The sequence below is a fragment of the Variovorax sp. LjRoot175 genome, from assembly GCF_964253805.1.
GTDB lineage: Bacteria > Pseudomonadota > Gammaproteobacteria > Burkholderiales > Burkholderiaceae_C > Variovorax.
In genome coordinates this window covers 373,045-391,884 of record NZ_CAXURY020000002.1, presented here as the reverse complement: position 1 = coordinate 391,884, position 18,840 = coordinate 373,045, and the positions used below count along the sequence as shown (strand labels likewise).

The following is an 18,840-nucleotide window of genomic DNA, read 5'->3' as shown; positions in this document are numbered from 1 at the left end:
ATGCAGATCAATCGTTGCGCAGAATGCGCTCGCCCTCGCCTTCGACGTCGTCGAATTGGCCACGCTCGACGGCCCACCAGAGCCCGCCCAGGATCACCAGCACGAGCACGACCGAGAAGGGGATCAGGAGAAACAGGATGTCCATCAGCGCCCTTCCTCAACGGGCCTGGCCAGGCGCGCCGCATTGAGCACCACGAGCAGCGAACTCGCCGCCATCCCGAGCCCGGCGAGCCAGGCCGGCAGCCAGCCTGCGACGGCCAGCGGCACGCACAGCGCGTTGTAGCCGGCGGCCCACCAGAGGTTCTGCCGCACCACCCGCAGCGTGCGGCGTGCCTGCGCGACCGCTTGCGCAATGACGGCAAGCGAACCGCCCAGCACGACGAAGTCGGCTCGCGCCTGGGCCAGCGGAATGGCGTTGCCAAAGGCGAAAGAGACATGCGCGTGCGCCAGGATGGGGCCGTCATTGAGGCCATCGCCGACCATTGCGACGCGCCGACCGCTCGCCTGGAGCGCCTGCAGGACGCGCAGCTTCTCCTCGGGCGCACAGTCGCCACTGGCTTGCTCGATGCCGGCGCGGGCGGCGACCTCGCGCGCGGCTGCGTCGCGGTCGCCGGAGAGAAGCTGCACCGACACGCCCTGCCCTTGCAGCGCAGCCACCGCGACGCCCGCATCGGGGCGAAGATCCTCGGCCAGCACGAAGCTCGCCAGCCAGCCCTGCGCATCGCTCAGATGCACCTGCACCGCCTCGACCTCCAGCGGGGGTACCCCGCAAAAGGCTGCCGAGCCGAGGCGCACGCAACGCGCGGTGTCGTCCATCGCCGCTTTTCGGCGAACACGTGCTTCGACTCCGAGCCCACCGTACTCCGTCAGTTGAAGGATCTCCCACGCCGGCGCGGTGCGGAACTGGGCACTCCACGCCGTGACAAGGGCACGGCCTGCGGGATGCAGCGACTGCGCGGCGATCGCCGCGGCGAGTTCCACCGCGTCGCCCGGGCGCAGGCCTTGCCGGCAATAGGCGCGCTCGAGTCGGGGCACATCGCGCGTGAGCGTGCCGGTCTTGTCGAAGACCGCGGTGTCGACCGAGGCGAGCGCCTCGAGCGCCTGCAGATTGCGCACCACAACGCCACGACGGGCCAGGAAGCCCGCACTCGCGAGCATCGCCGCCGGCGTGGCGAGCGACAATGCGCAGGGGCAGGTCACGATCAGCACCGCCACCGCGACCATCAACGCCCTGCCCGAATCGACCGGCCACCAGAACGCTGCGGCAAGGACGGCGGCAGTCAGAACCGCCACCAGGAAGGGCCGCGCCGCGCGATCCGCGAGCCGAGCGAGCCGCGGCTTCTGCAGCGACGCGCTCTCCATCAGCGCCATGATCTGCGCGAAGCGCGTGTTCTGGCCCAGCGATTCGACCTGCATCTGCACCGCCGACGACAGGTTGTGACTGCCGGCCAACACGCGAGCGCCGCAGGGGCGCGGCACCGGGCGCGATTCGCCTGTCAACAAGGCCTCATCCGCCGTGGTGTCGCCGGCCGTCAGGATGCCGTCCGCCGGAAAGGCCTCGCCCGGCAGCACGCGCACGATGTCTCCAAGCGCAAGCCGGCGCACGGCCACGCGAGTGAACATGCCGTCGGCACCGAGCCGCTCGACGCTGTCGGGCAGCCGGTTCATCAAGGCTTCGAGCGCGCCCGCCGTGCGGTCGCGCAGGCGCGTCTCGAGCCAGCGGCCGGTGAGCAGGAAGAACACGAACATCGTGAGGGAGTCGAAGTACACCTCGCCGCCCAGCGGGCCAGAGGCATCGAAGGTGGCCGCCGTGCTGACAACGAAGGTGATTGCGATGCCGAGCGCAACAGGCAGATCCATGCCGATGCGCTTTCGGCGCAGATCAAGAAGCGCGCTGCGAAAGAACGGGCCGCACGAGAACAGGATCACTGGCAGGGTGAGCACCCAGGAGGCCCAGCGCAGCAGCTGCGCGGCATCGGGCGTCATGTCTCCGGGCTCGGCGATGTACGCTGGGTAGGCATACATCATCACCTGCATCATGCAGAAGCCCGCGACCAGCCAGCGCCAGAGCGCGAGCCGCGCCTCGCGCGCACGCCGTGCACGCACGAACATGTCGCCGGCCGGCACGAGCCGGTAGCCGGCGGCCGAGCAGGCCGCGAACCAGCGCGAAGGCTTCACGGCCGCGGCCGACCACACAATACGGGCGCGCCGGGTTGCGGCATTGACTTCCGCCTTCTCGACGCCCGGCACCTGTGCCAGCGCCGCCTCGACCGTGAAGGCGCAGGCTGCGCAATGCATGCCCTCGACCACAACCTGCGATTCCCAGCGGCCCGCCGCAGGCTGGTCGTCGAGCGAACGCCCGAATGCCGGCCACTCGGCCGGATCGTCCAGCAGCGAGCGGTCCGCCTGTGCCGCGAGATCGGCGGACATGGGGTCGTGGCGGGCGGGCGGGCTGGACGCAGCTGCGGCTTGCATTGTGCAAGGCTATTGGCACGCATGCAGGGCGGCCTTGATCTGCATCAAACCCCAAACACACTGCGTTCCGTACGCTTGCGACGTTCATCCTCATAGGGGAAAGATCATGTTCAAACGCATCCTCGTCGCCACTGACGGCTCCGCGCTCTCGAAGAAGGCCGTGAAAAGCGCCGTCGCCCTTGCGGCTCAGAACAATGCCGACCTCGTGGCAGTCACGGTAGTGCCTCGCTATCCGAAGGCCTATTTCGACGGCGCGATGGTCTTCTCGCACGACGAGGTCGCGCGCATTGAGCGGCAGTGGGCCGAGACCGCGCAGGGCACGTTGGACGAAGCCACTACGCTGGCAGAGGCAGCGGGTGTCAGGAGCAAGACGGCAACCATCAACTCGGACCTCATGGGGGACGCAGTGATCGCCGCCGCAAAGAAGCACAAGAGCGACTTGATCGTCATGGCATCGCACGGCCGCAAGGGCATCAAGCGGCTGTTGCTCGGGAGCGAGACACAGCATGTGCTGACCCATTCGGCGTTGCCGGTATTGGTGCTTCGTTGAATGAGGAGTGGACCCCATGATCTCGAGGCACACCCGAACGCTGAAGGCGCTGGCCTTCGTTCTTGCAACCCTTGGAGCGACAGCCCTGTTGGTGGCCGCAGGTCTTGCTGAAGAGCCGCAGCCGGCGGCCGCGATGAGCGCTTGCATCATCTGTCTGCCGGTCAATGCCCGTTGAGGGGCGATCCACACGAGCCATCTGGCTGCCGACGAATGGGTGTTGTTGGCCTCTTCAAGCACCGTCAGAAGCCCGATCTATCTCTCGCAGCCGGATCCGCGAGAGGCAAGCCCATGGAAGGGGCGTCGGATCGATCCGAGGCTGACATCTGATCCGCTTATTCAAGCTCATTGACCTGGCGCACCATCCAGCAGGTTCTCGATGAATCCAAAGTGTTGGGATGCCCAGCGCTTGAGCTCGTCGATGGAAGGACCATGAAAGTTTCCAGAACGCGGCCTCCATGGCGCCGCGCGTGAGACAACGAGCGCCCACGGCGCCATTGAATGAGAGTTCCCCCTCAAGGGGCTCGCAGTCGCCCGGGGGTCTTGCCGGCGCTTGAGCCGGGCCGCTTGCGCCGAGTTGATCTTTCTTTCGTTTGAGCCGTGATGGCGTCGTCATCGCGCGATCGTCCGCCGGCGTCAAACGACGAGACCTCGCGCTCACCGTCTCGAAGCGCTTGCAGCAGTGAAGCCGCAGCCAATCTGAATTTCAATGATGCTCGTGTCATGACTTCTCCGTGGACAATGGCCGAGACTAGCGAGCAGCCGGGACATGGCACTTGCGCTCGATCAAGCTTTGCCACGCCGGCCGAAAACGCTGCGTTGATTCAGCGCAAGCCACAGCGCAAGCTCGAAACCTAGGCTACGTGGGTTCTGGTCCGCTCTCACCCGTACCAGCCATCAGGTCGATTGCAAAGGAGATCCTCATTCAAGCCCTCGTGTACAACGGCCCAGGTCGCCAGACGCTGGAAGTCCGCTCCAAGCCGATCATCAGCAGGCCCACCGACGCGATCATCAGGAATCACGAAGATGACCATCTGCGGCACCGACCTGCACATCCTCAAGGGTGACGCGCCGAGCTGCCAACCCGCAACCGTACCGCGCCATGAAGGCGTGGGCATCGGCGACGCCGTGGGTCCGGGTGTTTCCGCGTTCAAGCCTGGAGACAGGGTCCAGATCTCCGGCATGACCATGCTGCTGCAGTTCGTGGTGAGCTTCGGCTTCATCCTGCCGGTGAATGCGCCGCAGAACATGCTGGCGGCGACCGTTCTGCTGGGGATCTTCGCGCTGACGTACTGGTCATGGATGGGATACATGACCCAGGCGGCCTGACGCCATGGCAAAGGCAGCCCGCCTCGACGAGCCGGCCACGAAGGACATCGACGAAGTCGCGCGTGCGCTCGGGGCGGACGTCGACAAAGGGCTCACTTCGCAGGAGGCGTCACGCCGACTTTCGGAAAGCGGTCCGAACGAACTTCGCGCCAGCCCGCAGACGCCGACCTGGCGCCGCATCCTGTCGCAGTTCCAGGATCCGCTGATCTACCTGCTGCTGGTCGCCATCGCCATCGCGCTCATTGCCTGGGCGATCGAAGGCCGGGAAGGCTGGCCCGTGGATGCGATCGTCATCGCGACGATCGTCCTGCTCAACGCCGTGTTGGGCTATCTGCAGCAGGCCAAGGCGGCGAACGCCGTGGCCGCGCTGGCCCGGATGACCGCCGCGACTTCGGCCGTCGTGCGCGACGGGCAGTCGCTGCGCGTTCCCAGCGCCGAACTGGTGTGCGGGGACCTGCTTGTCCTCGGCGAGGGTGACGCCGTTGGGGCGGACGCGCGCCTGATTCAGGCCACATCGCTGCGCGTGCAGGAAGCCTCTCTCACCGGCGAGAGCGAAGCGGTGCTCAAGGACGCCGCCACGCTTCAGGATTGCGCTGCACTCGGCGACCGCCTCGACATGGTCTTCAAGGGAACGGCCGTCGCGCAGGGAACCGGCCGCGCCGTCGTCACGGCGACCGGGATGGACACCGAGATGGGCGTGATTGCCGAAATGCTCGAGGCCACCGCCCAGGAGCCGACGCCGCTCGAGAAGGAGGTCGGGCGCATCGGGCGCATGCTGGGCATCGCGGTCGTCATCATCGCCGTCGTGGTGGTGGGGACCATCCTGCTGATCTCCGACATCCGCAGCGCCGCAGATGTCATCACCGTCCTGTTGCTCGGCGTCTCGCTGGCGGTGGCGGCCGTGCCCGAAGGGCTGCCGGCGATCCTGTCGGTGGTGCTCGCCCTGGGAGTGCAGCGGATGGCAAAGCACAACGCGATTGTCAAGAACCTGTCGTCCGTGGAGACGCTCGGGTCGGCGTCGGTCATCTGCTCGGACAAGACAGGAACGTTGACCCGGGCGGAGATGACCATTGAGAGGGTGATCACCGCCTCGGGCAGTTCCCGCGTCACCGGGGTGGGGTACGCGCCGCAGGGACGGGTCGAGCACAAAGGCGTCGAACTTGAGCCCGGGGCGCTGCGCGAGGAGCACATCGTGGTGCTCAGCGGCGGCAGCCTGGCCGGCAATGCCGACCTGCGCCAAGGACCGGATGGCCAATGGGAGATCCAGGGCGATCCCACGGAGGCGGCCTTTCTGGTAGCCGAGCGCAAGCTGGGCGTCACCGGGCGGCGCGAGCGGCGTTTCGAGCGCATCGGGGAAATCCCGTTCACGTCCGAGCGCAAGATGATGTCGACGATCGAGCGCGACCACGAGCACGGCGACGAAGTCGTGCTGATCACCAAGGGAGCCCCGGACGTCCTGCTCGATCGGTGCACCCGGGCGCGGGTGGGAATGGACGCGGTCGTTCTCGACGGCTCGCTTCGGGCGCGGATCCTCGCCGACGTCGAAACGCTGTCCGACGCGGCGCTGCGGACGCTGGCCGTGGCCTACCGCCCGCTCGGGCCCGAGGAAGATCCGCTGATCACGGAAGCGCTCGAACGCGATCTCGTGTTCGTCGGCACCGTGGGCATCATCGACCCGCCGCGCGAGGAAGCGGCCGTGGCCATTCGCGAGGCCCGGCGCGCAGGAATCCGCGTGATCATGATCACCGGTGACCATCCCCGCACGGCTGTGCGCATCGCCACGGATCTCGGGATTGTGGAATCCGGCGTGACCGCGCTGACCGGCATCGAGATCGATGGGCTGGACGATGCGGCCTTCGCCGAGGCAGTGCGCAAGACCTCGGTCTACGCCCGGGTGGCGCCCGCGCACAAGCTGCGCATCGTCGATGCGCTGCAGGCCGATGGCAACGTCGTCGCGATGACCGGCGACGGCGTCAACGACGCTCCGGCATTGAGATCGGCAGACATCGGTATTGCAATGGGTGTGACCGGGACCGAGGTCACGAAGGAGGCCGCCAAGATGATCCTCGTCGACGACAACTTCGCCACGATCGTCGCGGCCGTGCGCGAAGGGCGCGCCATCTTCGACGACATCCGCAAATTCCTGCGCTACCTGCTGTCCTCGAACATGGGCGAAGTACTGACCGTCTTCCTGGGTGTCGTGGGAGCCGGCGTGATCGGGCTCACGGGTTCCGGCGAGGCGCTGGTGCTGCCGCTGCTGGCGACGCAGATTCTCTGGATCAATCTGATCACCGACTCGGGGCCCGCACTAGCGATGGGTGTCGACCCGCCCACCGACGATGTCATGGCCCGAAGGCCGAGGCGGCTCACCGAACGGGTGATCGACGCGCGAATGTGGGCAGGGGTGATCCAGATCGGCGCCGTGATGGCCGCGATGACGCTGCTGACAATCGACATCTACCTGCCCGGCGGGCTGATCGAGGGCACGCACGACCTCGCCACTGCGCGCACTGCGGGCTTCACGGTGCTCGTCTTCGCCCAGTTGTTCAACTGCTTCAATGCGCGCTCCGAAACCACGAGTGCCTTCTCGCATCTGTTCGTCAATCCTTGGCTCTGGGGGGCGATTGCGCTTTCGGTTCTGCTGCAGGTGGCGGTTGTCCATCTCGACTTCCTCAACCTCGCCTTTGGCACGGTGCCGCTGGCTGTCGATCAATGGCTGGTGTGCGCTGCGATGGCCAGCGTGGTGCTGTGGTTCAGCGAGCTTCGCAAGCTGGTAAAACGCGCACAGGACCGATGAGAACCGGATCGCCACTCGCTCGTACAAGACGGCTTCGGACAGGGTCGCGGAAGTGGCGATCAATCTGTACTCTGCCGAAACATTTCTCTTCGACATGAGGCTGCGGCCGCATGACGCGTCCGGCCGGGTTTGCAGTGCGGATTCAACCGGTCGATGCGACTGCCGCTAACTTCGGCAGTCGGGCCAGACCGGACATCGCAAATACCAAAGACCCCTAGCCCATGAATTCACCGGCGTGCGATAGTGAACCCCCTTGCACTCATGCGAACCGGAATGCGCTTGCAACGGAAGACGGCAATCGCCATCGCCCTCGCCGCGTTGGCGACAGGGGCGGTCACCATCGTCTGGTGGCAGTGGCCCGCGCGCGTGGAAACCGCGCTGCCTACGCGCGGTCCGGCGATCGAGGCGGTGTACGCCACGGGCACGGTCGAACCCACGGTGATGGTGCCGGTGGCGCCGCGCGCCGGCGGACGGCTGGTGGCGATCGAGGCCGAGGAAGGCGCGCCGGTAAAGCGCGGCCAGGTGCTCGCGCGCATCGAGTCGATCGACCTCGATCAGACCGTGCTGGAGATGCGCGCGCGCGAACAGCTGGCGCGCGCCCAGTTCGAGCGCACCCGCAACCTGGTGGAGAAGCGCTTCGTCGCGCCGGCCGAGCTCGACCGCACGCGCAGCGAGCTGCAGGTCGCGCAGGCTGCTGCGAAGCGGGCCCAAGCCCAACGCGACTACAACCAACTCGTGGCCCCGGCCGACGGCATGGTGCTGCGCCGCGATGGCGAAGCCGGCCAGTTCGTGCCTGCCGGCCAGGCGGTGTTCACGCTGGCCTGCTGCGCGCCGCTGCGCGTGACGGCTGAGGTCGACGAAGAGGACATCGCCCGTGTCGCGGTCGGCCAGAAGGTCACGATGCGCAGCGATGCCTTGCCCAAGCGCCTGTTCGACGGCGAGGTGGCCGAGATCACGCCCAAGGGCGATCCGGTGTCGCGCAGCTACCGAGTGCGCGTCCGCCTCGCCGACGCGCCTGCCGTCGATGCCGGTCCGCTGCGCAGCGGCATGACGATGGACGCCAACCTGATCGTGTCGCGCCGCGAAGGGGCGCTACTGATACCGAACCGCGCGCTGAAGGGCGACGCCGTGTGGGTGATGGCGCAGGGTCGAGTGAAGCGGCGCACGGTGAACAAGGGCGTGGTCGGCGGCGAGCGCACCGAGATCGTCACCGGACTCGCGGATGGCGAAGAAGTGGTGCTGTCGCCGCCCGACGCGTTGCGCGACGGGCAGCGCGCGCGCAGCGCGCCCGCCTCGGCTGCCTCGGCCCCATCGACCCAAAGGTGACGCCATGGCGATCGCACTCGACGTCGCGCTGGCTCACCTGACTAGTCGCAAGCGGCAGACGCTGGTCTCGCTCACCGGCGTCGTGCTCGGCGTGGCCTTCTTCCTCGCCGTGTCGGGGCTGATGCGCGGCTCGGAGGCAGACTTTCTCAAGCGCCTGGTCGACAACAGCCCGCACATCACCGTCTACGACGAGATGCGCCACGGCCGCGCGCAGCCGGCGGCGATGCGCTGGCCCGATGGCGCAGTCAGCGTGCACAACGTGCGGCCGCCGCGTGAGACGCGCGGCATACGCGGCTGGTCGCAGCGGCTGGCCGTCATCGAGGCTTTGCCGGGTGTGCGCGCCGCGCCGGTGCTCGCCGACGCAGCCGTGCTCACCTTCGCTGGGCGCCAGCAGGGCGTCACCTTGTCCGGTGTGGTGCCAGAGAAGATGAAGCATGTGACGACCATCGAAGAGAAGATGCTCGAGGGCTCGCTCGAAGCGCTTGCCGCCGACCCCAACGGGGTTGTCGTCGGCCGCGGCCTGGTCGACAAGTTCAGCCTGCGCCTGGGAAGTACGCTGATCGTGCTGGCCGCCGACGGCACCAGCCGATCCTTGCGCGTGGTCGGCATCTTTCGCACCGGCAACGCCACGTACGACGAGGCCCAGGCCTTTGTGCTGCTCAAGCGCGCGCAGTCGCTGCTGGGGCGCGAGAACCGCGTCAACCGCTTTGTCATCCAAGTCGCCGACCCGTATGCGGCGCAGAGCGTGGCGCAGACCATCGAGGCCGCCACGGGCTACAAGTCGGTGTCGTGGATCGAGGCCTCGGAAGACCTGCTGAGCCTGCTTCTGGTGCGCAACATCATCATGTACAGCGTGGTCTCGGCGATCCTGGTGGTGGCCGCGTTCGGCATCTACAACACGATCTCGACCATCGTGATGGAAAAGACGCGCGACATCGCGATCATGAAGTCGATGGGCTTCCACGCGCGCGACCTGCGCCGCATTTTCCTACTCGAAGGGCTGATCGTCGGACTCATCGGCAGCGCCTTGGGCGAACTGCTCGGCCTGTCTCTGATGCGGCTGCTGGAGCAGATCGAGATCCGTCCGCCCGGCGTGACCGAGGTCGTGCACCTGCCGATGTTCTGGGGCGCCGAACAGTACGCGCTGGCGGCGGCGTTTGCGATGCTTTCGTGCCTGGCGGCCTCGTATCTTCCGGCGCGGCGTGCCGGACGCGTAAATCCGGTGGACATCCTGCGGGGTGCGGCATGAGTGGCGGTGAATCGGCGTCTGGCCCGGCGATTCGCGTCGAACACGTGACCCGCACGCTCCAAGGCGAGGTGCCGGTTACGCTGGTGAGCGACGTGAGCCTGCAGATCGAGCGCGGCGAGTTTGTCTGCGTGATGGGGCCTTCGGGCTCGGGCAAGTCCTCCCTGCTATACCTGCTGGGGCTGATCGACGTGCCCACGCGTGGACGCGTCTGGATCGACGGCGAAGATACGAGCAGCTTCGACGACGATCGGCTCACGGATTTTCGGCTGCTGCGGCTGGGCTATGTGTTCCAGTTCCATTTCTTGCTAGCCGAGTTCAGCGCGCTCGACAACGTGTCGCTGCCCATGCGAAAGCTGGGCCGCGTGTCCGACGAAGCGGCCCGGGCGCGCGCCGCCGAGCTATTGGATCGATTCGGCCTAGCGGGCCAGCACCACAAGCGGCCGAGCCAGTTGTCGGGTGGCCAGCGCCAGCGCGTCGCGATCGCCCGTGCGCTGGCGAACGACCCGCTCGTGATCCTCGCCGACGAGCCGACCGGCAACCTCGATTCGGTCGCCAGCACCAACGTGCGCGACATCCTGCGCAACCTGACCCACGAGTTCGATAAGACCGTGGTTGCCGTCACGCACGACGCCAACTTTGCCTCTGTGGCAGACCGGCGCATCGGCATCGTCGATGGCCGCATCGACATGGCATGGCGGCCGGATTGACGCCAGCCGCTTGGCCGCTGTTCCACGGTTCGCGCGCACATGTTGAGTTTGCTTCCATGGCGCGCCTTGTCCCTGCGCGCGAGGCTCGACACCGTGCGCACGACGAACCGGACGCCATCGCTGTCGAGGAGGATGGTCTGAGTCTCGATCGGCTTCAGTGCACCGTCTGCCAGGGCGCGCCGCATTGCGTTTTGGACGATGACGCTTCCTAGATGAGCAATCGGCCTCGCCCTCGTTGTGGCTGCGGATCATGGTCTCGATCGAAGGGTTGAGCGCGCCGTCTGGATCGCTGGCCCCACACCGCGATGAATGGAAACTCTGCCCCATAAACGCACCTGCGAAGCGGGTGTACGAGGCGTAGAGACCAAGAGCCAAAGACCACGCCGCGATCACTCACCAGCGTTCTTGAGCCTTGGCGGCGTTGGGGGCCGTCCGTGGTGACACGACGCTGGCCGCGTTGGCCCAGCAGCACGACGTGCCTCCCAACCAGATCACCGACAGGAAGGCGCAATTGCTCGAGCGGCCGCCATACGGGGCATGCCGCTGGTGTGAGTGAGCGAATCGCGGCTGCCATGGGGGTCGCGCTTGCACGCCGGCACGTTTCCCAAGAAACAGGCCGATAGCGACGATGGTGCAAGAATAGGGTGTGCAGCAGTCCGTGGCCGGCACGCAAAGCCCGCGTGGCAGGCAGCCCTGACTAGCGCAGTACCAGAACGGGCGTGTGCGAGTGGGTCAGGACGTGCAGCGTCTCGCTACCCATCAGCAGCCGCGTGAGGCCCCGGCGCCCGTGCGAAGCCATCACGATCAAGTCGCACTCGTGGGTTTTGGCGACGTCGACGATGGACTCGGCCACCAGGTTCGACTTCATGACCACGGCCTCCGCACTGCGAACCCCCTTGGCGTGCGCGGCGCTTTTGACTGCGTCGACCAACTTCTGGGCGGCAGCGACCGAACGATGACGCGACTCTTCGATCTCCCGGTCGTTCAACAACACGGTCGAGCCGTCAAAGTAGCTGTGCGGTTCGAGGTGAGCCACAGTGACTGCAAACAGCTCAGCCCCGGTCAGCACGCTCAGGTCGATCGCCTTGGCGACGGCCTGTTCGGACAGCGCGGAACCATCGGTAGCGACAAGAATGCGTTTGAACATGGCGATTCTCCAAGAATAGCGAAGATTACTCCCGATTGACCCAGATCTTGCGTGCCGGCTGGCGCCGGGCAAATCCCCTCCGCAGTGGAGTGTGAGGATTGGGTTCGACGCGGACGCGAAGCGGACAAAGTAGGTCGTGTCGCTCCAGAATGCTGGGATGCTGGCCGAAAGCCCTTATCGCTTGTGACCCTTCCACCATGGACCATGTCAAATTCGCCCTGAGGCTGCTGGTCGCCCTGTTTTTTATCACGCTGAGCTTCTTCTGGCTGGAAGCCGCATGGGATTTGTCGCACGCGATTGACCCAGCCACCGGGGAGGCCGTGCGGCTGTCGCAACTTCGAGCGACGCCGGCGATGGTGCGTTCGCTCTCTTCGTCTTTCGCCGGCGCCTACAACACGCTGATCGCCCTGCTGTTGACCTTCATCTCCCTGGCCATCCCGATCACAGCCAATCTCTACACCCCGAAGCTGATCGAAATCTTCATCCGCGACCGCATCAACCTGTTTGTGCTCTGCACCTGCGCGATTCTCGCCTCCCACAACCTGTTCGCCTTCAGCCTTTCGTTCGACCAATGGACCGGACAACTGCCGTTCGCGCTTGCGGTTGCCGGTGCGATCTTCGGCTGGCTCTTGCTGCTGCCGTACTACTTCTATGTCGTCAGCTTCATTGACCCGCTGACGATCATCAAGCGGGTGCGCAACAGCCTGATGCACGAACTCGACGACGCTGCCGCCGGCAAGCATTCGGTGGCTGTGTCCCAGCATCGCGTCAACCAGAAGATCGCCAACCTCGGCAGCGTGCTGCTGCGCGCGGCGGATCGAGCTGATCGCGACGTGACCTTCGACGCAATCCAGACACACATGCTGGAACTGGCTCGCTTACGCGATGTGAAGGCGCGGCTGCCCGAGAAGTTCTTTCAGGTCGGCAACGACCTGCTCGTCGGCCTGTCCGGCGACGCCACCGACATTCTCAGCGAGGCCCGCATCTGGATGGAGCACCGCATTGCCATTCAGTTGGTCCTGGCCTTCAAGAGCGTGCTGGGGAAGATGCCGGACGGCGTGAGCGCCATGGCCCAGGCGGTCAAGAACGCCGCGCACGAAGAGGCGTGCCGGCGCAACGATGCTGTCTTCGACCTGCTCGTGCGCGTGCTGAATTGTTTCACGCGCGAGGCGATCAAGAAGAAAGAGAATGCCTCCGTCTTCAATGTCGTCTACTCGTACAAGGCCCTGATCCGTCGCTTGCTCAGCGACCGTCCCGAGCAGGTTCCTCGACTGGTACGCTACCTGCGCTTTTACGCCGAGTACGCGCGCATGCAGGGGCTGCCTTTCATCTATGAACTGGTCAGTTACGAGTTGAGCGAACTGACCGAGCGCGCCTACGAGCGCAAGGCTGCGCCAGCGCGAGAGCTGCTCGATGCCGTGCTCGCCTTCGACGGCGCCGCGCAGAGCGTAGGCTTGGTCAAGTCGCGTGCAATTCTCGCGGCCTATTTCCTCGAGTGCGGGTTGACGCAGGAGTTGGAACTCGTGGAGGCCTCGTTGCGGGGCGTGACGCCGGCTGTCATCGAGAAAGCGAAGCTCGGCATCCTTTCCGTGCAGGACCGAGTGTTCTGGGAACTGAATGACCGCGGCCTCAACTTCGACTTCGTCGAACCGCAGCGCCGGACACGGGTGACCGAAGTCTTCGAGCGGCTGAAGGCCAACACAAGCTGACTGCCGGGACCGCGTCATCGAACAAGCGATTCCCCGCCATTGCGACCAAGAGCCGATGACCGGCAACGCCGCCTGCTCCCAGGCTGGCGCGCTACAGCAAGCGCTTGGCGTCGCGCGGGGTGTGGCATTCCATGCGGTGGCCGACGTTGGCGAGGTACTCCCCGTATTTCACCTTCTTGCTGGTGGCCGGTGCCTGCACGCTCTTGACGACCGGGCCGTAACTGGTCGGCAGACGGATGTTGAATTTCGACTTGGGTACTTCATTCCTGACGGCGGGCTGCACCCTCAGGTAGGCGATGATGGCGGCAAGGTTGGCGAACGACCGAATTTCAGGCCGACAGAACCGCGTTCAGATTGCAGGCGCAGTTTGGCCCCGAAGCGCAGTCGCCCGAGTACGGTTCTATTTGGCCAGCTCCCTGATCCGGTCGACGACCTCCGGATTGGCGAGGGTGGACACGTCGCCTGGATCCTGACGGTTCGAAATCGCTGCGAGCACGCGGCGCATGATCTTTCCCGAGCGCGTCTTGGGCATGTCGGGAACGACGATCACCCGGCGCGGGCGCGCAATGGCGCCGATCTCGGACACCACCGATGCCGTGACCCGGTCGGCGATCTCCGTGGAGGGTGCCAGCCCCAGCTTCAATGCCACATACAGGTCGGGCACCTTGCCCTTGACCGGGTCGGCCACCGGAACCACGGCCGCCTCGACGACCTCTGGCACGAGCAGCGCTGCCGATTCGATTTCCTTGGTGCCCAGGCGGTGGCCGGCGACGTTGATCACGTCGTCGATGCGGCCGAGGATGCGGTAGTACCCGTCGGCCGCTTGCACCGCGCCGTCGCCCGCCAGGTAGGGCCAGTCGCGCCAGTCCTTGCTCTTGGGGTCCTTGCAGTAGCGCGAGTAGTACTGGCGCACATAACGCTCGGGATCCTTCCAGATCGTCTGGAAGCCGCCCGGCCAGGGATTGCGGATGCAGATGTTGCCGGCCTTGCCCGAACCGCTGGCGAGCTCCTTGCCCTGATCGTCGTAGATCACCGGATGAATGCCGGGAATCGCGGGCCCGGCGCTGCCGGGTTTCATCTGGTGGATGCCCGGCACCGTGCTGCAGAGGAAGCCGCCGGTTTCGGTCTGCCACCAGGTGTCCACGATGACGGCTTCGCCCTTGCCGACCATGCGGTGGTACCACTTCCACACCTCGGGCTCGATCGGCTCGCCAACGGTCGTCATGTGCTTGAATTGGTGGCGGTATTTCGCTGGCTCGTCGGGTCCGTCGCGCCGCAGCGCGCGGATTGCCGTGGGCGAGGTATGGAAGATGTTGACATCGAGTTGTTCGGCGATGCGCCATGGCCGGCCGGCGTCCGGATGGGTCGGAACGCCTTCATACACGACCGTTGAAGCGGCAAGCGCCAACGGGCCGTAGACGATGTAGGAATGGCCCGTGATCCAGCCGATGTCGGCCATGCACCAATACACGTCCTCGGGGTGGATGTCCTGGATGTATTTGGATGTCCAGGTGACGTAGGCGAGGTAGCCGCCGATCGAATGTTGGCAACCTTTCGGCCGCCCGGTGGTGCCGCTCGTGTACATCAGGAACAGCGGCGCCTCGGCCGGCATCGGCACGGGCTCGACACGCTGGCCGCGAAACTTACCGAGCAGGTCGTTGACGATGACGTCGCGCCCCTCGACCAGCTGCTTGGCGCTCGAGGTTTTGCCCGGGTAGCGCTGCCAGACCAGGATCTTGTCGACCTGCTGGCCGAGGCTGGCGGCCTCCTTCACCGCGATGTCAGCCTTTTCCTTGTGATCGAGCAGATGGCCGGCGCGGTAGTACGCGTCCATCGTGATCAGCACGCGGCTCTCGGAATCCCAGATGCGGTCGGCACAAGCCTTGCCGCTGAAGCCGCTGAACACCTGCGAGTGGATCACGCCGAGCCGCGCGCAGGCGAGCATGGTGATCGGTAGTTCCGCCACCATCGGCATATGCAAGGTCACGCGGTCGCCTGCCTTGAGTCCGCAGAAGTCGCGCAACAGCGCCGCGAACTCGTTGACGCGGACGAACAGCTCTTGATAGGTCAGGTGCTGTACCGGCTCGTTCTCCGGCTCGGGCACGAAATGGATCGCGGTCTTGTTCTTGTGTTTGACGAGGTGGCGATCGACGCAGTTGTGGCAGGCGTTGATCCTGCCGCCGACGAACCAGCGCCAGAACGGCGGGTTGCTGGCGTCGAACGTCGTCTGCCAGTGCTGGTTCCAGTCGAGAAGGTCCGCGAATTCCTTGAAGCACTCGGGGAATTTGTCGAGGGCAAAGCGCTGGAAGATGCCGGCGTCGGTCAAGTTGGCCTGCGCGACAAACCGGCTGGACGGCGCGACATAGTCCTCTTCCGGCCAATGCACCGCGATCTGTGCCTCGGAGACATCAACAGTCTGCTGCTCCGCGGCATGGCGAGACGACCTGTGCTCAGTCATGACGGTCACTCCTTTTTTCGGGCAGATCGAATTTCCAAGCAGAAACAACTACACCACTCTGCCCATGCTTGTCAACCCGGAGATTTTGGCCTAGCCTCTGGTTGGACACGTCACCAGCAGAAAAGGAGGATCAATCATGGATCTTCTCGTCGAACGTACGGATGTATGGGCAGCGGACATCCAGGACCGGCCCGGCGGCCTTGCCGAGGTGCTGGATGCGCTGCGCGAAGCGGGGGCAGACCTGCAATTCATCGTTGCGAGGCGTAGGCCGGACAAGCCCGCGACGGGGGTCGTCTACGTCACGCCGCTGCAGAACGACCGTGAAATCCGTGCGGCGGCACAGGTGGGCTTCAACGTGACGCAAAGCCTTCACTCGGTTCGGATCATGGGCCCGGATCGCCCGGGCATCGCTGCGGAGTTGACGCAAAAGCTTGCCGCCGGGGAAATCAATCTTCGCGGCTTCTCGGCCTCCGTGATCGGCAAACAGTTCGTGGCCTATATCGCGGTCGACTCGCTGGGCGACGCCAACAAGGCGATGGAAATCCTGTCGAAGGTCTGAGATCGCGACGACGGGTTCCGGCGCACGAAATGCGGTGGTTGCGTGCGGGCACGGTTGCACAGCTGCCGCGCGCTTGCTCCCGCCTGGTTCGGCATTGAGCCGGTTGAGGTCAAGCTGTAAGTCGAGCCTGCGACGCGAAACGCGTGCCGGAAAAAGGCAGGCTCGGGGTGTTTTACAGAAATGAGGCGGGACAGAGCGGGTGGATAGCGATTCGGTACTGTCGGACTACGCATCAAGCTGATGCTTCACCAGAACTTCCACCATGGCCGCGGTTCGGGGCTACTCGGTTGCTCGGGCGCCGCGAGAGGCGAGACCTGGCTGTCCCGCACGCGGCGACGAAGTTCGGCCTCGAAAGCATGCGCGAGGCCAAAGGCGAGCTCATCCCCGCGTGCGGCCCGACTGCGCCATTCCCGGGCCAACTCGGCCAATTGATCGTCGTCGAGTTCATGCGGCGGCACGCGGTCACTCACGTCCGCTCGTTTCTCAATTTCGTTGGGAGAAGACATTCAGTGCCTGATGAGGCGGCTACGCAAAATACCGCGCGCCGCGTTGTCATGGCCGCCGCTGGGCTTGACACTTTCAATCGTCGAGTTGCGCACAAGGCCGAGGATCGCCATGTGGCTCGGCGACTCTCGTGCTGACCGAGGGCCGCCGCGCGCGGCCCACGAAGTTTCGCAGTCGCCGTCGCCGACAGCACGTAGCGACCAGAGCCATTGGGACCAGATCGCGCTTCGCAGACCGTCCCCGAGAAAAATGCATGCACCCAGCATCCGAACTGGGCAAAGATTTCCGGGCTGCCGACACCAACCACTGTACCGTCCGACAGTTTTCTCAAATGTTCTCGCACGCGTCAGCGGCTATCAGGGCTTCGCAGGCATTTCCTCGTCTTGCTCCATTCCGCTTGGGACGAAGGTGACGCCGTGGTGCGCCAAGTAGTCGCGAATCAGACGTCGAACGACCTGCGAAGGGGTGACATCCTGGCGGGCGCAAAGTGCCTCAAAGGCCTTTTTCTTCGAGGGATCGACCAGCACCGTCAGGCGCGCTGTCTTGAGTTCCATGAGCTATCCCTATGTCAGTTTCATGATAATAACAGTATCATCCAGCGCAATCGAATTGCAAGCTAGGCCAAGGCGTTTCTGATGCCCGCTTGGCCGAGATGCCAGAGCTGTTCATTGCATTGTCTCGTTGATTCCTGCGCACCGCACGCGGCTTGGCCGTCCGGTTCGCTGAAGCACGTAACCGGACGAGTTCGAGACGGCTTCGCGGCGCCCAAGGCTCTGGAACACCAATGACGGCTCTCAGCGCCGCCGTACGGTTGGACGCGCTCGGCGCCTTCTTCCTGGCCTGGTCACTCCCGATGACCTTGCTGGGCAGCGTCTATGCGGTCGGCTACCTGCGGCCGCACTTCGGATCGAAGCGGCATCTGGGGGTGCACCACGCACTGCTGAACCTGACGGCCCTGTCGTTCGTGCTCGTCTACACCGCGGATCTGAGGATCTGATCTTCCTGCTCGGCTGGGAGACCGCCGCTCTGGCCGCATGGCTCCTCGTCATCTGGGATTACACGAACCAGAAAGTCCGCTTCGCCGGGTTCAACTACCTGGTGTCCACGCACATCGGTCTGATCTTCCTGGGTGCGGCGTTCATGATCCTGTACACGCACTCGGACTCGTGGGACCTCAGCAGCTTCGGACGATGACTGCGCGACAACGCGAGCTCGGAACGCAACCTCGTCTTCCTGCTGCAGGTCACGAGCTTCGGCCTTAAATCCGCGTTCTTTCCGTTTCCTTCCTGGCTGCCACGGGCCCACGCAGCGGCGCCAGCCCATGTGTCGGCGCCGATGTCGAGTGTCATCCACAAGGCCAGCCTCTACGCACTGGTGCGCTTCGCTTTTTCTGATCGGCAAGCCTGACGAATGGATGGGCTGGTTCCTGATCGGCTTCTCCGTGCTATCGGCGGTGGTCGGCGCCCTGTACACGGTCGGGCAACGCGACCCGAAGCGCCTGCTGGGCTACTCGTCGACCGAAAACGTGAACATCGCCAGCATCGGCTTCGGTGTCGGCTGCCTCGGACTGAGCTGGGGCAACGCCTCGCTGGTAGCGATCGGATCCGCAGGTGGATTGCCCTCCAACGGACGACGGATAGCGCGTCGGCTCCATCGCCGCATCACGGTGGCCGCACCTGCAGCGATCCGGCATCCGCATCCGCATCCGCATCCGCATCCGCATCCGCATCCGCATCCGCATCCGCATCCGCATCCGCATCCGCATCCGCATCCGCCAAACATGTTAATATCATTACCATTGCAATTACACTTTCAACGCATTACATTTGCCTTGAAGCTTATGCCTCCTTGAGCGCGTTGGCTAGTCCAGCGTCGAGAAATCGCGTCGCTGGCCACACTTGCAGTGCGGAGGCTCGATTACGTGGGGTTCATTCGCCCGACTCTTGCTATCGTTCCGGCAGCGACGGCGATCGCAGTTCGAGTTGGCCGGCGGTGTTCACCGAGACGACGGTTGATCAACGTCGTTCGAGGGG

At 65.1% G+C, this 18,840-nt stretch carries 16 protein-coding genes and 3 pseudogenes; 11 read left to right on the top strand and 8 right to left on the bottom strand.

What is annotated here, in order from left to right:
* Nucleotides 1–7 precede the first annotated feature (7 nt).
* Nucleotides 8–145 (bottom strand): cbb3-type cytochrome oxidase assembly protein CcoS, encoded by a 138-nt coding sequence (gene ccoS, locus ACSQ89_RS31820; protein WP_093110219.1) that lies wholly within the window; start codon nt 143–145, stop codon nt 8–10.
* Nucleotides 145–2,475, bottom strand: coding sequence for a heavy metal translocating P-type ATPase (locus ACSQ89_RS31815; RefSeq protein ID WP_436294355.1), 2,331 nt, complete (start codon nt 2,473–2,475; stop codon nt 145–147). The genes ccoS and ACSQ89_RS31815 overlap by 1 nt, the downstream gene beginning before the upstream one ends.
* Before the next feature lie 106 nt (nt 2,476–2,581).
* Here ACSQ89_RS31815 and ACSQ89_RS31810 point away from each other — a divergent pair, with 106 nt between their 5' ends.
* From ACSQ89_RS31810 to ACSQ89_RS31785, 6 genes and pseudogenes are all read left to right on the top strand, one after another.
* Nucleotides 2,582–3,025, top strand: a complete 444-nt coding sequence (locus ACSQ89_RS31810; RefSeq protein WP_436296819.1) for a universal stress protein — start codon at nt 2,582–2,584, stop codon at nt 3,023–3,025.
* 920 nt (nt 3,026–3,945) lie between these two features.
* Nucleotides 3,946–4,201 (top strand): annotated as a pseudogene (locus ACSQ89_RS31805) (alcohol dehydrogenase catalytic domain-containing protein); the annotation flags it as partial.
* A 154-nt stretch (nt 4,202–4,355) separates the two neighbouring features.
* Entirely contained in the window at nt 4,356–7,148 is a 2,793-nt protein-coding gene (locus ACSQ89_RS31800) for a cation-translocating P-type ATPase (RefSeq protein ID WP_436296818.1), read from the top strand.
* A gap of 279 nt (nt 7,149–7,427) precedes the next feature.
* Complete coding sequence (locus tag ACSQ89_RS31795) at nt 7,428–8,474, top strand: efflux RND transporter periplasmic adaptor subunit (RefSeq protein ID WP_436294352.1); 1,047 nt, start codon at nt 7,428–7,430, stop codon at nt 8,472–8,474.
* A gap of 4 nt (nt 8,475–8,478) precedes the next feature.
* On the top strand, nt 8,479–9,723 hold the full coding sequence (locus ACSQ89_RS31790; RefSeq protein ID WP_093110224.1) for an ABC transporter permease: 1,245 nt from the start codon (nt 8,479–8,481) through the stop codon (nt 9,721–9,723).
* A 44-nt stretch (nt 9,724–9,767) separates the two neighbouring features.
* On the top strand, nt 9,768–10,430 hold the full coding sequence (locus ACSQ89_RS31785) for an ABC transporter ATP-binding protein (RefSeq protein WP_436294350.1): 663 nt from the start codon (nt 9,768–9,770) through the stop codon (nt 10,428–10,430).
* Between the two features lie 53 nt (nt 10,431–10,483).
* Here the strand turns inward: ACSQ89_RS31785 and ACSQ89_RS31780 are convergent.
* Together ACSQ89_RS31780 and ACSQ89_RS31775 are read right to left on the bottom strand one after the other, a co-directional pair.
* Nucleotides 10,484–10,615 (bottom strand): annotated as a pseudogene (locus ACSQ89_RS31780) (hypothetical protein); the annotation flags it as partial.
* Nucleotides 10,616–11,127: 512 nt separating this feature from the next.
* The gene (locus ACSQ89_RS31775) at nt 11,128–11,577 is read right to left on the bottom strand and encodes a universal stress protein (RefSeq protein ID WP_436294349.1); all 450 of its coding nucleotides are present in this window, start codon (nt 11,575–11,577) and stop codon (nt 11,128–11,130) included.
* Between the two features lie 149 nt (nt 11,578–11,726).
* Between ACSQ89_RS31775 and ACSQ89_RS31770 the strand changes: the two genes are divergently transcribed.
* Nucleotides 11,727–13,286 carry a DUF2254 family protein gene (locus ACSQ89_RS31770; RefSeq protein ID WP_093110227.1) on the top strand — a complete coding sequence of 520 codons (1,560 nt, stop codon included), beginning with the start codon at nt 11,727–11,729 and terminating at the stop codon, nt 13,284–13,286.
* 91 nt (nt 13,287–13,377) lie between these two features.
* Here ACSQ89_RS31770 and ACSQ89_RS31765 read toward each other — a convergent pair whose 3' ends face one another.
* Together ACSQ89_RS31765 and acs are read right to left on the bottom strand one after the other, a co-directional pair.
* Nucleotides 13,378–13,569 (bottom strand): hypothetical protein, encoded by a 192-nt coding sequence (locus ACSQ89_RS31765; protein ID WP_436294347.1) that lies wholly within the window; start codon nt 13,567–13,569, stop codon nt 13,378–13,380.
* A 117-nt stretch (nt 13,570–13,686) separates the two neighbouring features.
* Nucleotides 13,687–15,744, bottom strand: coding sequence for an acetate--CoA ligase (gene acs, locus ACSQ89_RS31760; RefSeq protein WP_436296817.1), 2,058 nt, complete (start codon nt 15,742–15,744; stop codon nt 13,687–13,689).
* A 136-nt stretch (nt 15,745–15,880) separates the two neighbouring features.
* Between acs and ACSQ89_RS31755 the strand changes: the two genes are divergently transcribed.
* Nucleotides 15,881–16,303 (top strand): ACT domain-containing protein, encoded by a 423-nt coding sequence (locus ACSQ89_RS31755; RefSeq protein WP_436294345.1) that lies wholly within the window; start codon nt 15,881–15,883, stop codon nt 16,301–16,303.
* 245 nt (nt 16,304–16,548) lie between these two features.
* On the opposite strand, the gene ACSQ89_RS31750 is transcribed toward ACSQ89_RS31755, so the two are convergent.
* Both ACSQ89_RS31750 and ACSQ89_RS31745 read right to left on the bottom strand, forming a co-directional pair.
* The gene (locus ACSQ89_RS31750; RefSeq protein WP_436294344.1) at nt 16,549–16,809 is read right to left on the bottom strand and encodes a hypothetical protein; all 261 of its coding nucleotides are present in this window, start codon (nt 16,807–16,809) and stop codon (nt 16,549–16,551) included.
* 354 nt (nt 16,810–17,163) lie between these two features.
* Nucleotides 17,164–17,361 (bottom strand): ribbon-helix-helix protein, CopG family, encoded by a 198-nt coding sequence (locus tag ACSQ89_RS31745; RefSeq protein WP_093110231.1) that lies wholly within the window; start codon nt 17,359–17,361, stop codon nt 17,164–17,166.
* A 230-nt stretch (nt 17,362–17,591) separates the two neighbouring features.
* Between ACSQ89_RS31745 and ACSQ89_RS31740 the strand changes: the two genes are divergently transcribed.
* The 3 genes and pseudogenes from ACSQ89_RS31740 (at nt 17,592) to ACSQ89_RS31730 (ending at nt 18,659) form a co-directional block, all read left to right on the top strand.
* Nucleotides 17,592–17,804: a hypothetical protein gene (locus ACSQ89_RS31740; RefSeq protein ID WP_436296816.1), complete on the top strand. Its 213-nt coding sequence runs from the start codon at nt 17,592–17,594 to the stop codon at nt 17,802–17,804.
* Nucleotides 17,714–18,214 (top strand): annotated as a pseudogene (locus tag ACSQ89_RS31735) (proton-conducting transporter transmembrane domain-containing protein). Before ACSQ89_RS31740 ends, ACSQ89_RS31735 begins: the two are co-directional and overlap by 91 nt.
* Nucleotides 18,129–18,659 carry a proton-conducting transporter transmembrane domain-containing protein gene (locus ACSQ89_RS31730; RefSeq protein WP_436296815.1) on the top strand — a complete coding sequence of 177 codons (531 nt, stop codon included), beginning with the start codon at nt 18,129–18,131 and terminating at the stop codon, nt 18,657–18,659. Before ACSQ89_RS31735 ends, ACSQ89_RS31730 begins: the two are co-directional and overlap by 86 nt.
* The last annotated feature ends 181 nt before the right edge of the window (nt 18,660–18,840 follow it).

Bases quoted from the DNA above. Each gene is read 5' to 3' on its own strand.
- ccoS (WP_093110219.1), bottom strand. From the start codon at position 145: ATGGACATCCTGTTTCTCCTGATCCCCTTCTCGGTCGTGCTCGTGCTG.
- ACSQ89_RS31815 (WP_436294355.1), bottom strand. From the start codon at position 2,475: ATGCAAGCCGCAGCTGCGTCCAGCCCGCCCGCCCGCCACGACCCCATG.
- ACSQ89_RS31810 (WP_436296819.1), top strand. From the start codon at position 2,582: ATGTTCAAACGCATCCTCGTCGCCACTGACGGCTCCGCGCTCTCGAAG.
- ACSQ89_RS31800 (WP_436296818.1), top strand. From the start codon at position 4,356: ATGGCAAAGGCAGCCCGCCTCGACGAGCCGGCCACGAAGGACATCGAC.
- ACSQ89_RS31790 (WP_093110224.1), top strand. From the start codon at position 8,479: ATGGCGATCGCACTCGACGTCGCGCTGGCTCACCTGACTAGTCGCAAG.
- ACSQ89_RS31775 (WP_436294349.1), bottom strand. From the start codon at position 11,577: ATGTTCAAACGCATTCTTGTCGCTACCGATGGTTCCGCGCTGTCCGAA.
- ACSQ89_RS31770 (WP_093110227.1), top strand. From the start codon at position 11,727: ATGCTGGGATGCTGGCCGAAAGCCCTTATCGCTTGTGACCCTTCCACC.
- acs (WP_436296817.1), bottom strand. From the start codon at position 15,744: ATGACTGAGCACAGGTCGTCTCGCCATGCCGCGGAGCAGCAGACTGTT.
- ACSQ89_RS31755 (WP_436294345.1), top strand. From the start codon at position 15,881: ATGGATCTTCTCGTCGAACGTACGGATGTATGGGCAGCGGACATCCAG.
- ACSQ89_RS31750 (WP_436294344.1), bottom strand. From the start codon at position 16,809: ATGTCTTCTCCCAACGAAATTGAGAAACGAGCGGACGTGAGTGACCGC.
- ACSQ89_RS31745 (WP_093110231.1), bottom strand. From the start codon at position 17,361: ATGGAACTCAAGACAGCGCGCCTGACGGTGCTGGTCGATCCCTCGAAG.
- ACSQ89_RS31740 (WP_436296816.1), top strand. From the start codon at position 17,592: ATGACGGCTCTCAGCGCCGCCGTACGGTTGGACGCGCTCGGCGCCTTC.
- ACSQ89_RS31730 (WP_436296815.1), top strand. From the start codon at position 18,129: ATGTGTCGGCGCCGATGTCGAGTGTCATCCACAAGGCCAGCCTCTACG.